Source organism: Streptomyces sp. NPDC007164, assembly GCF_040634135.1.
In the GTDB taxonomy this organism is placed as follows: domain Bacteria; phylum Actinomycetota; class Actinomycetes; order Streptomycetales; family Streptomycetaceae; genus Streptomyces; species Streptomyces sanglieri.
In genome coordinates, this window is sequence record NZ_JBEYFB010000001.1 from 819,142 (window position 1) to 831,546 (window position 12,405).

Annotated in this window: 13 protein-coding genes; 4 read left to right on the plus strand and 9 right to left on the minus strand. The window is 70.2% G+C overall.

Annotated elements, in window-relative coordinates:
• Positions 1–4 precede the first annotated feature (4 nt).
• The 5 genes from ABZ622_RS03745 to ABZ622_RS03765 form a co-directional block, all read right to left on the minus strand.
• A complete protein-coding gene (locus ABZ622_RS03745; RefSeq protein WP_360539959.1) occupies positions 5–1,522 on the minus strand; it encodes an ABC transporter substrate-binding protein in 1,518 nt (505 codons plus the stop codon).
• 31 nt (positions 1,523–1,553) lie between these two features.
• A complete protein-coding gene (locus ABZ622_RS03750) occupies positions 1,554–2,168 on the minus strand; it encodes a GNAT family N-acetyltransferase (RefSeq protein ID WP_360539961.1) in 615 nt (204 codons plus the stop codon).
• A gap of 114 nt (positions 2,169–2,282) precedes the next feature.
• The gene (gene ispF, locus ABZ622_RS03755) at positions 2,283–2,786 is read right to left on the minus strand and encodes a 2-C-methyl-D-erythritol 2,4-cyclodiphosphate synthase (protein ID WP_360539963.1); all 504 of its coding nucleotides are present in this window, start codon (positions 2,784–2,786) and stop codon (positions 2,283–2,285) included.
• On the minus strand, positions 2,776–3,522 hold the full coding sequence (gene ispD / locus ABZ622_RS03760; RefSeq protein WP_360539965.1) for a 2-C-methyl-D-erythritol 4-phosphate cytidylyltransferase: 747 nt from the start codon (positions 3,520–3,522) through the stop codon (positions 2,776–2,778). The genes ispF and ispD overlap by 11 nt, the downstream gene beginning before the upstream one ends.
• A 364-nt stretch (positions 3,523–3,886) precedes the next feature.
• A complete protein-coding gene (locus tag ABZ622_RS03765) occupies positions 3,887–4,369 on the minus strand; it encodes a CarD family transcriptional regulator (RefSeq protein WP_006380568.1) in 483 nt (160 codons plus the stop codon).
• A 640-nt stretch (positions 4,370–5,009) separates the two neighbouring features.
• On the opposite strand from ABZ622_RS03765, the gene ABZ622_RS03770 reads away from it, so the two are divergent.
• Complete coding sequence (locus tag ABZ622_RS03770) at positions 5,010–5,675, plus strand: DUF461 domain-containing protein (RefSeq protein ID WP_360539967.1); 666 nt, start codon at positions 5,010–5,012, stop codon at positions 5,673–5,675.
• A gap of 114 nt (positions 5,676–5,789) precedes the next feature.
• Here the strand turns inward: ABZ622_RS03770 and ABZ622_RS03775 are convergent, their stop codons facing one another.
• Positions 5,790–6,470, minus strand: a complete 681-nt coding sequence (locus ABZ622_RS03775) for a response regulator transcription factor (protein ID WP_072487966.1) — start codon at positions 6,468–6,470, stop codon at positions 5,790–5,792.
• Positions 6,467–7,744, minus strand: coding sequence for an ATP-binding protein (locus ABZ622_RS03780; RefSeq protein ID WP_266913860.1), 1,278 nt, complete (start codon positions 7,742–7,744; stop codon positions 6,467–6,469). Before ABZ622_RS03780 ends, ABZ622_RS03775 begins: the two co-directional genes overlap by 4 nt.
• Before the next feature lie 198 nt (positions 7,745–7,942).
• Here ABZ622_RS03780 and phoU point away from each other — a divergent pair, with 198 nt between their 5' ends.
• Positions 7,943–8,620 (plus strand): phosphate signaling complex protein PhoU, encoded by a 678-nt coding sequence (phoU, locus tag ABZ622_RS03785; protein ID WP_360539970.1) that lies wholly within the window; start codon positions 7,943–7,945, stop codon positions 8,618–8,620.
• 296 nt (positions 8,621–8,916) lie between these two features.
• On the plus strand, positions 8,917–9,066 hold the full coding sequence (locus ABZ622_RS03790; RefSeq protein ID WP_164495177.1) for a hypothetical protein: 150 nt from the start codon (positions 8,917–8,919) through the stop codon (positions 9,064–9,066).
• Between the two features lie 84 nt (positions 9,067–9,150).
• On the opposite strand, the gene ABZ622_RS03795 is transcribed toward ABZ622_RS03790, so the two are convergent.
• Entirely contained in the window at positions 9,151–10,497 is a 1,347-nt protein-coding gene (locus tag ABZ622_RS03795) for an MFS transporter (RefSeq protein WP_360539972.1), read from the minus strand.
• A 205-nt stretch (positions 10,498–10,702) separates the two neighbouring features.
• On the opposite strand from ABZ622_RS03795, the gene ABZ622_RS03800 reads away from it, so the two are divergent.
• Positions 10,703–11,461, plus strand: a complete 759-nt coding sequence (locus ABZ622_RS03800) for a phosphoglyceromutase (protein ID WP_360539974.1) — start codon at positions 10,703–10,705, stop codon at positions 11,459–11,461.
• A 125-nt stretch (positions 11,462–11,586) separates the two neighbouring features.
• Here ABZ622_RS03800 and ABZ622_RS03805 read toward each other — a convergent pair whose 3' ends face one another.
• Entirely contained in the window at positions 11,587–12,264 is a 678-nt protein-coding gene (locus ABZ622_RS03805) for a GAP family protein (protein ID WP_360539976.1), read from the minus strand.
• Between the last annotated feature and the right edge of the window lie 141 nt (positions 12,265–12,405).

The window sequence follows — 12,405 nt, forward strand, 5'->3', positions numbered from 1 at the left end:
CCGGTCACCCGAGACGGGTGTCGGCGGTGATCAGGGTGCGTTCCATCGGGTCGAGCGAGACGCCGTGGACGCGGCTGTCGTCGTAGCCCTGGACGAAGCGTTCGTGGAGCAGCGGTACGAGGGCGTCGGTGCCGAGGATGTCGGCCTCGGCGGCCGTCTCGGCGCGGTGGCGGGCGGTGGTGTCGGCGAGGCCGGCGGCCTTGTCCACGGCGGCGTCGACCCGCTCGTCGCAGAGCTGGGAGATGTTGAAGCTGCCGTCGCAGCTGAAGTCGGACGCGAGGTAGGAGACCGGGTCCGCGGTGTCCAGGAGGGTGTTGCGGGCCTGGATGAACGCGTCGTACTTGCCGGCCAGCGCGTCGGCCTCCAGCTGGGCGTAGTCGCGTACGACCTGCTTGACGGTGAAGCCGCGCGCGGTGAGCTGCTGCTGGACGACGGTGGCGACCTCGGGCAGCTCGGGCCGGTTGGTGTACGTGGCGAGGACGATCTGCTTCGTCTTTGCGACCTGCGCCTTGTCGGCGGCCTTCGCCCGGTTCGTGGGGGCGGTGCGGTCGGCGGCCCAGGGCACGCCGGGGCCGAGGAGGCCCTGCGCGGTGTCGGCGCGGCCCTCGTAGACGCCCTTGACCAGGGCGGCCGAGTCGATGGCCTCGCGGGCGGCGGCGCGCATCGCCGGGTCGGCGAAGACTCCGTGCCGGGTGTTGAGGGAGAGGCCGTTGGTGCGGGCGGAGGGGAATTCGTGGACGAGTCCGTCGCCGAGGAGGGACGCCTGCGAGATGGGTACGTACTCGGCGACGTCGACGGTCTTCGTGCGCAGCGCGTTGGCGCGGGCGGTGCCGTCGGCGACGAACTTCACGTCGACGCCGGGGGCCTTGGCCTTGGCGCCCCAGTAGCTGTCGTTGCGCTGGAGCGTCGCGCTGAGCGCGCCGTTCACCTTCGTCAGTGTGAAGGGTCCGGTGGCGTGCCCGGCGGGGTTCACCCTGCCGCCCTTGTACGCACCCTCGGACAGGATCGTGAACGACGGGTTGGCCAGGCGCTGGGGCAGCAGCGGGTCGGGGGTCCGGGTGGATATCCGTACGGTCTTCCGGTCCGGCGTGGTGACGTTGAGCCGGGTGTCGCTGAGGACCCGGGGCTTGGGAGACGCCTCCTCGGCGGCGCGCAGCGAGTGCGCGACGGCGGGCGACTCCAGCTTCTGGCCGTCCTGGAAGACGGCGTCGCGCAGGGTGAAGCTCCAGGTGCGGTCGTTGTCGCGCTTCCAGGAGGTGGCGAGCGCGGGCTTGGCGTCGCCGTTCTTGTCGAGGGTGGTGAGGCCCTCGATCACGGCGAGGCGGCTGAGGGTGACGGCGTCGTCGCCGTACGGGGACATGGCCTGGGCGGGCGGGAAGGCCATGACGACCCGGAGCCGTTGCCCGTCCGCCGAGGTTCCGGAGCCGTCCGAGGACGAGCAGGCGGTGGCGAGCGGGACGAGGAGGGCGGCCGCGGAGAGCGTCAGCGGCAGCGCGGGGCGACGGCGTCGGGGCGAGGGCATGAAAGTGACCTTATATGAAAATGATTGTCATCTACTGGGCGGGGGTGGTGCTCGTCGCCACCGGAACCGGAACCGGGATCGGCCCCGGCATCGGCAGTTCGAAGTGGACGATGCCCTGTCCGCCGCCCGGCAGCGTGCGCTCGTCGCACACCTCGAACGCCAGCGACCGCCAGAACGGCTCGGCGCCGGGCACGGCCGGGTCGGTGTGCAGGTAGATCGCCTCGTACCCGCCGGCCGCCGCGACGAAGCCGCACAGCTCGCGCACCAGCCGCCGGGCCAGCCCGTGCCTGCGGTGGCCGGGCGCGACGTAGATCCGGCAGAGCTGGGCGGTGGTCCCGGACGGGAAGCGGTCCGCGACCCACTGCGGATTGGGCGGCGCCTGGGGCCCGCGGTCGCGCACCGCGCCGGTGGCGACGATCTCGCCGTCGCGCTCGACGACCAGCAGGGTGCAGCGGTCCGGGCGCAGATAGGCGGTCCCGGGATCGATGATGTCGGCGTGCCAGCGCGGTACGTAACCGGACCCCAGATCGCGGTAGACGGTGTCGAGCATCACGGCCCGCGCCCCGCCGAGATCGGCGGGGGTGGCGGTGCGCAGTACGTATCCGTCGGTTCCGGCCCGTACCGGCGCCACCGTCGTCGTGCTCATCCGCGAGCCCACCGTCCTCGTACGACACATCGCTTGCCGTACCAGCGTACGTGCAAGCGATGTGCAACAAGGCCGTGGCTCCGGAGGTCCCGGCAGGTCAGGGCCGTGCGCGGATCAGCCGGTGCGGTAGACCAGCGCGGTCGCGATCCCGGCGATGCCCTCGCCCCGGCCGGTGAAGCCGAGGCCGTCGGAGGTCGCCGCGGAGAGCGAGACGGGCGCCCCGACGGCGGCCGACAGCACCTTCTGCGCCTCTTCGCGCCGCTTGCCGATCTTCGGCCGTACGCCGACGACCTGGACGGCGACATTGCCGATCTCGAAGCCCCCGGCCCGCACGATCCGGGCCGCCTCGGTCAGCAGGGTCACCCCGGCGGCGCCGGACCACTCGGGCCGCCCGGTGCCGAAGTGCTGCCCGAGGTCGCCGAGCCCGGCGGCCGAGAAGAGCGCGTTGCACGCGGCGTGCGCGACGACATCGGCGTCCGAGTGCCCGGCGAGCCCGGGCCCCTCGCCCTCCCAGAGCAGCCCCGCGCACCACAGCTCACGGCCCTCCTCGAAGGCGTGGATGTCCGTACCGATCCCGACCCGCGGGATCACGGGAGCGTCCCGTTCCTCAGAAGCCATCGTTCGCCCTCCTGCGTGCGAGTACCGCCTCGGCCAGCACCAGATCCAGCGGCCGGGTCACCTTGAACGCCTCTTCGTGCCCGGGCACGACCACCACGGGCGCCCCGAGCTGTTCCACCATGCCCGCGTCGTCCGTGGCACCCTCGCCACTGACGGCGACGGCCCCGTGCGCCCGTACGAGCGTGTCGCGGTCGAAGCCCTGCGGGGTCTGCACGGCGCGCAGCCTGGCCCGTACGGGCGTGCCGAGCACCGGCTCCGGCTCCCCCGGCGCACCGGGCTCGACCTCCTTGACGGTGTCGGCCAGCGGCAGCGCGGGGACGACGGCGGGCGCCCCGTCCCGTACCGCCTCGATCACCGCGTCCACCGTGTCGACGGGCACCAGCGGGCGTGCCGCGTCGTGGACGAGGACGACGGAGACGTCCTCGTCCAGCGCGTCGATGCCGAGCCGCACCGACTCCTGGCGGGTGTCGCCGCCGGGCACGACGAGGTAGTCGGTGCGCTCGGGCAGGGCGTGCTCGTCGAGCAGGTTCTTGACCTCGTGGGCGCCGTCCGGCGGCGCGACGACCACGACCAGGGAGACGGAACGGGACGCCGCCATGGCCCGTACCGCGTGGATGAGCATGGGCGTGCCGCCCAGCGCGCGGAGCGCCTTGGGGGCACCCGGCCCGAGCCGTACGCCGCGGCCGGCCGCGGGAATCACGGCGGCCGTGCGGTACGGACGCGATTGATCAGACATCGATTGCACTCCGGGGCTTCGGCATGTTTGTTTCCACAGCCGACGTGGGTATGGCCACAAGCGAGCCGGGCGCCGTGCCCTGACTCGATGGGGCCCTTTCCGTGACACCCCGTCGAAGTCGGACAAGCCGCACCGGTGCTCGGGATCGGCTGCGCAAGATCGCGAGCAACGTATCGGGGGTATCACCGATGAAGCCAACGCGTCGGTGAGTCTGGATGCAATCCGGACAGACTGCGCATTGATTCCAGCCATGCCGCGACTGAATGTGGCTGAATACAGACATGCCGCGGCGCCCGACGACATACCGTGAATACGGTTGTCAGCGGGCACCGCGGCACATTGATTACGACCGGCGCGAGCCGGTTCAGGACGCGAGAACCTCGTCGAGCAGAGCCTCGGCCTTGTCTTCGTTCGTGTTCTCCGCGAGAGCGAGCTCGCTCACCAGGATCTGGCGAGCCTTGGCGAGCATGCGCTTCTCACCTGCGGAGAGTCCACGCTCGCGCTCACGACGCCACAGGTCGCGAACCACTTCGGCGACCTTGATGACATCGCCGGAGGCGAGCTTCTCGAGATTTGCCTTGTAGCGCCGGGACCAGTTCGTCGGCTCTTCGGCATACGGTGCACGAAGCACCTCGAAGACCCGGTCCAGCCCCTCCTGCCCGACCACGTCGCGCACACCCACGAACTCCGCATTGTCCGCCGGCACACGAACCGTCAAGTCGCCCTGGGCGACCTTGAGCACCAAGTAGGTCTTGTCCACGCCTTTGATCTGGCGAGTTTCGATAGCCTCGATCAGCGCGGCCCCGTGATGGGGATAGACCACGGTGTCGCCAACCTTGAACGTCATGTGACAGGTACCCCTTCCGTGGCTATCAAGAGTAACACGAGAACTGCTTCTCCTGAATGGCGTTTTCGCAGGTCAGGGCATATCTCGGGGCTTGACAACAGCAACACGCACGTGCTGCGGAAGGCTCACGGGGGGCGGAATTCGCAGGTCGGAGCCGTTGTGCGGGCGGGGCGAAACACACACGTCTCACACATCCGGACCCTCCTCCGAAGGGGTCGAACGTCCCGTTTTGCCTGGTTCCGGATGCTGAAGTTTCTGTACTCCGTTCGGAGATCGATCACCCGTACGGAGGTAAGTGCCGTTGATCAATGGAATTGATCAACGGCCCGGCGTGATCGCTTATGCGCACGGAATGCGCCACGCTCCATGAATTGATCACCGGCGATATGTGAACGGCATGTGTCGGGCCGTTTCGGCAGCCGGCCGGGCCGCAAACGATTGTCGGGCGGGAGCCGCCGAAGGGCATGACCGCGGGAAGTTCCGGCAGACGCCGGGAGGACCGACATCACTCTCAGGGGCGGGTCGGGTGCGGGGCCGGGCGGACGGCTCGGTAGCCTGAAGCCGCTGACACACCCTTAGGGCGGCTTTACGTCGCTCCCCACCCGTCCGCAGTCCGAACGTTCAAGGAGTTGCCGCCGCCGTGAGCCGCAGCCTTCGACACGGCGCCCTCGCCGCCACAGCCATCGTGTTCTCGATCGCCTCGCTCGCCGCGTGCGCCGCGGGCAATGACGCCGCGACGCTCAAGGTCAGGCCGGACAATGCTGCCACCTCCGTCGGTGACATCAGAATCCAGAACGCGAACATCGTCACCCAGCCCGAGCGCACCGCCACGGGCCCGGCCGTCGTCGTCGCGACGTTTTTCAACAACGGCACGAAGGCGCAGACCCTGGACGCCATCACGCTGCCGGGTTCGAGCGCCTCGGTGCAGCTGCACGCCGCCAAGGGCGCCGGACCGGTCGTCGTCCCGGCCGGCGGCTCGGTGCTGCTGGGCGGCCCGGGCAACGCCTCCGCCGTGATCGAGAACGGCAGCGAGGCCGCCCAGGCGGGCAATGTGCAGCGGGTCGTCTTCAAGTTCAGCGCGGCCGGAGAGGTCCCGCTCGGCGCGGCCGTCGTGCCGGCGACGAGCTACTTCACGGGCTTCGGCCCCAGCGCGCTGCCCGAGACGCCGGAGAAGTCGCCGGAGACGAAGCCGACCGGTTCCGCCACCGCCACCACCACCGGGGCGGAGGGCGGTACCCCCGAGGAATCGGAGAGCGACACGGTCACCTCGACCGACTCCGCGTCCGCCTCCACGCAGGCCCGCTGACCCCGCGCGCGGACAGCGGCCCGCGGGCGGACAGAGCGCCACGCGGACCCACGCCGAACGGCGGAGGGCGCCCCCCTTTCGGGGGCGCCCTCCGCCGTTCGCTCACCTGACGGTTTACGGCTCGAACTTGTAGCCCAGGCCGCGCACCGTCACCAGGAAACGCGGCGCGCCCGGGTCGGGCTCGATCTTGGCGCGCAGGCGCTTGACGTGGACGTCGAGGGTCTTGGTGTCACCCACGTAGTCCGCGCCCCACACCCGGTCGATCAGCTGCATGCGGGTCAGGACCCGGCCCGCGTTGCGCAGCAGCATCTCCAGCAGGTCGAACTCCTTGAGCGGGAGGTCGACCTTGCCGCCGGCGACGGTGACGACGTGGCGGTCCACGTCCATCCGCACCGGGCCCGCCTCCAGGGCGGCCGGGGTGACCTCCTCCGGCTCGCCGCGGCGGCGCAGCACGGCGCGGATCCGGGCGACCAGTTCCCGCGAGGAGAACGGCTTGGTCACGTAGTCGTCGGCTCCTATTTCCAGGCCGACGACCTTGTCGATCTCGCTGTCCTTCGCCGTGACCATGATCACGGGGACATTGGAACGGCTGCGCAGCTGACGGCAGACCTCCGTGCCGGGCAGGCCCGGCAGCATCAGGTCGAGCAGTACGAGGTCGGCGCCGTTGCGCTCGAACTCGTCAAGCCCGTCCGGGCCCGTGGCCGCGATGGCGACCTCGAAGCCTTCCTTGCGGAGCATGTAGGACAGGGCGTCGCTGAAGGATTCCTCATCCTCGACGACAAGCACTCGGGTCACGGAAGGACCTCCGGGGCAGGGAATGGTTCAAGGGTGTCGGGGTGAGCGGGTCCATGGGGGCCGCCCTCGTCGCCGTTGACGACGGGCGGTCCGTCCGAGCTGCGGTCCCGTTCCCGTACGGAGCCCGCTTCGGGCAGCCGCAGGGTGAAGGTGGAGCCCTGGCCCTCCGAGCTCCAGACCGTGACCTCCCCGCCGTGCGAGGCGGCCACGTGTTTCACGATGGCGAGGCCGAGGCCGGTGCCACCGGTGGCCCGTGAGCGGGCCGGGTCGACGCGGTAGAAGCGTTCGAAGACCCGCTCGCGGTCCTTCTCCGAGATGCCGATGCCCTGGTCGGTCACGGCTATCTCGATCTGGTCCCCGCCCGGCACGGACAGTCGCCTGGCGGCGATGCCCACTCGGGTGCGGGCGGGACTGTAGTTGACGGCGTTCTCGACGAGATTGCCGAGCGCCGCGGCGAGCTGACCGCGGTTGCCCCAGATACGGAGCTCCGCGGTGCCGCCCGCCGCCATGGTGATCTGCTTCGAGCCGGCCTGCTGGCGGCAGCGATCGATGGCCTCGGCCACCAGCTCGTCCACCCGGACCGGCTCGGCGTCCTCCAGCGGGTCGTCGTTCTGCACCCGCGAGAGGTCGATGATCTCCTGTACGAGGTTGGTCAGCCGGGTCGCCTCGATCTGCATCCGGCCCGCGAAGCGTTCCACCGCCTCCGGGTCGTCCGAGGCGTCCATCACTGCCTCGGAGAGCAGCGACAGCGCGCCGACCGGGGTCTTGAGCTCATGGCTGACGTTGGCGACGAAGTCGCGCCGTACCGCTTCTATCCGGCGGGCCTCGGTGAGGTCCTCGACCAGCAGGAGCACCAGCCGGGAGCCGAGCGGGGCGACCCGGGCGGAGACCGCGAGGGCCTCTCCGCGGCCCGTACCGCGCCGCGGAAGGTCCAGTTCCACCTGCCGTATCTCACCGTCGCGGCGGGTGTCCCTGGCCATGTTCAGCATCGCCTCGACGGCGAGTCGGCCACCCCTGACCAGTCCCAGCGCATAGGCGGCGGAGCTGGCCTTGACGACGCTGTCGCTCTCGTCGAGCACCACCGCCGAGGAGCTGAGCACGGACAGGACCGTGTCCACCCCGGGCGGCAGGGGTGCGTTGCTGTCGGGCCGCATGGAGGTTCGCGTCGGCTTCTTCTGGTCGCGCTCGCTCCAGCGGAACGCAAGCATGGCGATGACGCCGGTACACGCACCGCCGATCGCCGCAGCTGCGGCGACTGCCGCGTTCACGTCCATACGTCAAGGTTATGCGGGTACCGGACGACTCTCCCAGCCATCCGGGTGCGTATCCGAACACTCGTCGCCCAGAGTTCACCGAGGAGCAAGGGTTGGTTCACTTGGGCGGCCGGAACCCGACGCGTACGCCACTCAGGGTGGCAGCGTGGGGTTCGAACCTGGCCCCGGCCTTACACAGAGGACTGGAGAGGGACTTCCATGCGTGACGCGTACCACGAGGAACTCGACTCGATCGGAGAAGGGCTGGTCGAGATGGCCCGCCTCGTCGGGTCGGCGATCGGCCGGGCGACGACGTCCATGCTCGATGCCGATCTCAAGCTCGCGGAGAGCGTGATCGCCGCGGACCAGAAGGTCGACGACCTTCAGCACGACCTGGAGGCGCGGGCCATCGCCCTGCTCGCGCGCCAGCAGCCCGTGGCGACGGACCTGCGCATCGTGGTCACCTCCCTGCGGATGAGCGCCGACCTGGAGCGCTCGGGCGACCTCGCCCAGCACGTCGCCAAGCTGACCCGGCTGCGGTTCCCGCAGTCGGCGGTCCCGCACGACCTGCACGCCACCATCCTGGAGATGGGGCAGCTGGCGCAGCGCCTGATGGCCAAGGCCGCCGAGGTGATCATCACCAAGGACGTCGATCTGGCGCTCCAGCTGGAGCAGGACGACGACGAGATGGACCTGCTGCACCGCACGCTGTTCCAGCACCTGATGGACGACCGCTGGAAGCACGGCATCGAGACGGCCGTCGACGTGACGCTGCTCGGCCGCTACTACGAGCGCTTCGCGGACCACGCGGTGTCGGTCGCCAAGCGGGTCGTGTACCTGGTGACGGGCGAGCACGCCGACGAGATCCAGCAGCAGGCGTCGGTGGAGGGCGCGTAGGCGAAGACGCGTGACCAGGGCGTGCGTAAGCGAAGACGCGTGACCAGGGCGCGCGTAAGCAGAGACGCGTGACCAGGGCGCGCGTAAGCAGAGACACGTGACCAGGACGTGCGTAACAGAGGCGCGTGCGGGCGTGGGCGCATCGGGTCGCACAAGTATTTCTGCGCATGTGCGCCGTTGATGCGCCCGCCGGCGTGGGCATGAAATGGGGTGGGGCGGCACGCCTTGTCCGTACGCCCCGGTCGTACGCGCGCTCTCGTGGCGTGCGGCCCTGTCGTACGCCTTGAGGAGGAACCATGGCCGATTCCCCCACGACCGACCCACAGCAGGAAGCACCCGCCGAGGTGGTGCACCTGACCCTGCTCGGCGCCTGCGGCTGCGGCTCGGGCTGCGGCTGCGGCTGCCAGTCCGGGGCCCCGTGCCAGTGCGGTGGCTGCAGCGGCTGACCGGCTGCCACGAACACCGAACGCGCCCCGCGCGGAGCCGGACGGCTCCGCGCGGGGCGCCTCCGTGTGCGGTGGCGTCGGCGCTCAGCCCGCCCGCTCGACGGCGGGCCCGGTGCCGGCGGCGTCGGCGGCGGCATCGGCGTCGGCGCCAGCCTCGGAATCGACCGCGGCACCGCTCTCCGCCACCCGGCTGCCGCCCTCGGGCGCCGCCACGTCCGCCCCTGGCAAGTTCCGCATCAGCAGCCAGTAGCCCAGCGCGGCCCCGGTCCCCAGGACGGCGCACGCGCTCCACAGCCACTGGGCCCCGAACCGGTCGATCACCAGGCCCGACATCAGCGGCGCGATCAGCGCGGCCGCGGACCACGACATCGTGTACATGCCCTGGTAGCGGCCCCGGCCCCGGGCGGGCGACAGCCGGACCACCAGGCTGCTCTGGATCGGCGCGTTGACGATCTCGGCGACCGTCCAGACGCAGATGGTCAGCGCGTAGACGGCGACCGACCCGGCGAACGCGGTCAGCCCGAACCCGTACCCCGCCAGCAGCGACGACACGATGAGCAGCCGGCGCGGATCGCGGTGCTGGATGAAGCGGGTGACGGGGATCTGGAGCACCACGATCAGCACTCCGTTGACGGCCACGGCGGTACCGAAGTCTGAGCTGGAGAACCCGTCCGCCCCCATGGCCACCGGGAGCCCCACGTACCCCTGCTGGAAAATCAGGGCGATGACGAAGGACAGCCCCACGACGCTCATGAACCGGCCGTCGCGCAGCACCGTGGAGAGCCTGACCTCGTCCGTGCCGTCGTCGACCGCGCGTCCGGACACCACCGGCTTGTCGGGCCGCGACTCGGGCACCTTCATGAAGACCACGACGGCGCAGACCAGCGTCATCGCTGCCTCGCCGAGGAACCCGGCGAGATAGCTGTACTCGGCGACGAACCCGGCGCCGGCCGAGGAGACGGCGAAGCCGAGGTTGATGGCCCAGTAGTTGAGCGAGAAGGCCCGCACCCGGTCCTCGGGCCGGACGATGTCGGCCATCATCGCCTGCACGGCGGGCCGCGACGCGTTGCTGGCCATGCCCACGAAGAAGGCGACCGTGGCGATCGCCACCGGCTGGACCATGAACCCGAGCACGGCCACGGACACGGCCGTCGACGTCTGCGCGATGAGCATCGTGGGCCGGCGGCCGAGCCGGTCGGTCATCACCCCCGCCCCGAGCGAGGAGACGACCCCGCCGAGCCCGTGCAGCGCGACGACCAGACCGGCGTACGAGGCCGAGTAGCCCCGGTCCAGGGTCAGGTAGAGCGCCATGAAGGTGGCGACGAACGCTCCGAGGCGGTTGACCAGCGTGCTGGTCCACAGCCACCAGAACTGCCTGGGGAGACCGGACACGGATTCGCGTGCGGCCCGTCTGAGACCGGCGACAGACATACGGAATCCCCCCAGGGAAGTACGAACGGAGGCGGCGGGTAAGAGGCCCGGCCGCTGTCAGAACGTTACGAATCCCGGATTCCGGTCCGCCACTCAATTGACGTCTGCCGTCAATCGTCGCCGCTCCCGGCCACCGGAGGGCCCGCCCTGTCCGCCCTGTGACCGGTCGCGCGGAGCTCGTACGGGTTCGATTACGCTCGGGCCCATGGCCGACGCACCGTACAAGCTGATCCTCCTCCGCCACGGCGAGAGCGAATGGAACGCGAAGAACCTGTTCACCGGCTGGGTGGACGTCAATCTCACGGAGAAGGGCGAGAAGGAGGCAGTCCGCGGCGGTGAGCTGCTCAAGGACGCCGGTCTGCTCCCCGATGTCCTGCACACTTCCCTCCAGAAGCGCGCCATCCGCACCGCGCAGCTCGCGCTGGAGTCCGCGGACCGCCACTGGATCCCGGTCCACCGCTCCTGGCGGCTGAACGAGCGCCACTACGGCGCCCTGCAGGGCAAGGACAAGGCCCAGACGCTCGCCGAGTTCGGCGAGGAGCAGTTCATGCTCTGGCGCCGCTCCTACGACACCCCGCCGCCCGCCCTTGAGGACGGCACCGAGTTCTCGCAGAGCGACGACCCGCGCTACGCGTCGATCCCGCCGGAGCTGCGCCCGCGCACCGAGTGCCTCAAGGACGTCGTCGTCCGCATGCTGCCGTACTGGTACGACAACATCGTGCCGGACCTGCTCGACGGCCGGACCGTCCTGGTCGCCGCCCACGGCAACAGCCTCCGGGCCCTGGTCAAGCACCTGGACGGCATCTCCGACTCCGCCATCTCGGGCCTGAACATCCCGACCGGCATCCCGCTCGTCTACGAGCTGGACGCCGACTTCCGCCCGCTGAAGCCGGGCGGCACATACCTCGACCCGGACGCGGCGAAGGCCGCCATCGAGGCTGTGAAGAACCAGGGCAAGAAGTAGCCCCGCCCGGTCGAGCCCCCTGCCTGCGGATTGCCCGCGAGCAGGGGGCTTGTCGCTGCCCCGGGGCCGTATCGGTGACGCCTCCGTCAGAAGTCTCCGTCAGAAGTCTCTGTCAGGAGCCTCTGTCAGGAGACGAGGATGGAGATGCCGTCTCCGAGCAGTTTCAGGCCGAGAACGAAGAACAGGACGGCCATCACCGCGACATTGTGCTGAGCTGCCCAGTCCTTCCAGTTGCCGAGCGTGGTTCTGGCCCGTTCGCCCCCGAGCAGGAAGACGCCCAGCGGAGCCAGTAGGCCGAGGGTGGCGATCAGGACGAAGATCGCCAGCGAGGCGATCTGCTGCCCGACCGGCAGTCCGGCCGAGCCGATCGCGGCGCCGGCGGCGATGGTCAGTGGGGCGTTCTTGGCGTTGAGCGCGGCCAGGGCCACTCCGAGTCCGAAGACCTTGACCGGCGTGAGGCGGTCGATCGCGCTCATCCATTTCGGCAGCTGGGCCTGCGAGGGGTCCTTGGGGCGCCGGTGCCATTGCCGGGCGCCGAAGAGGACGAGGAACAAACCCAGAGCGAGCTTGAGGGCCCCCACCCAGGTGGCCGGGTGATTGTGGGCGGAGGCACCTGCGGGGGAAGCGATCGCCAGCATCACCGCGCCCAGCGCCGAGAGTCCCAGGATCCAGCCGACGGTGAACAGGACTCCGTTGAGACGTCCCCGGGGCGTGGCGAGGATGAGGATGACGGCGATGATCGGGAGCGGGCTGACCGCGACGGCGGCCGAGAAACCCAGTACGTCACCGAGAACTTCACCCATGGTTGCCTCCGTACGGGAGTCAAGGTGGCGAAAGGGGCTGCTAGGAGTGGTGACGCATACGCACCCGGCCTGTCCCGGTTCCATCTTCCTGCGCCTGGCCCGATCTGTCCTAGGGAGCCGATCGCGTTCCGTGCCGCGTCC

Excerpts from the sequence above, each read along its gene's own strand:
- ABZ622_RS03805 (WP_360539976.1), bottom strand. The coding sequence starts at position 12,264 with ATGGGTGAAGTTCTCGGTGACGTACTGGGTTTCTCGGCCGCCGTCGCG.
- ABZ622_RS03765 (WP_006380568.1), bottom strand. The coding sequence starts at position 4,369 with ATGACGTTCAAGGTTGGCGACACCGTGGTCTATCCCCATCACGGGGCC.
- ABZ622_RS03780 (WP_266913860.1), bottom strand. The coding sequence starts at position 7,744 with ATGGACGTGAACGCGGCAGTCGCCGCAGCTGCGGCGATCGGCGGTGCG.
- ABZ622_RS03795 (WP_360539972.1), bottom strand. The coding sequence starts at position 10,497 with ATGTCTGTCGCCGGTCTCAGACGGGCCGCACGCGAATCCGTGTCCGGT.
- ABZ622_RS03800 (WP_360539974.1), top strand. The coding sequence starts at position 10,703 with ATGGCCGACGCACCGTACAAGCTGATCCTCCTCCGCCACGGCGAGAGC.
- ispF (WP_360539963.1), bottom strand. The coding sequence starts at position 2,786 with ATGGCTTCTGAGGAACGGGACGCTCCCGTGATCCCGCGGGTCGGGATC.
- ABZ622_RS03745 (WP_360539959.1), bottom strand. The coding sequence starts at position 1,522 with ATGCCCTCGCCCCGACGCCGTCGCCCCGCGCTGCCGCTGACGCTCTCC.
- ABZ622_RS03750 (WP_360539961.1), bottom strand. The coding sequence starts at position 2,168 with ATGAGCACGACGACGGTGGCGCCGGTACGGGCCGGAACCGACGGATAC.
- ABZ622_RS03790 (WP_164495177.1), top strand. The coding sequence starts at position 8,917 with ATGGCCGATTCCCCCACGACCGACCCACAGCAGGAAGCACCCGCCGAG.
- phoU (WP_360539970.1), top strand. The coding sequence starts at position 7,943 with ATGCGTGACGCGTACCACGAGGAACTCGACTCGATCGGAGAAGGGCTG.
- ispD (WP_360539965.1), bottom strand. The coding sequence starts at position 3,522 with ATGTCTGATCAATCGCGTCCGTACCGCACGGCCGCCGTGATTCCCGCG.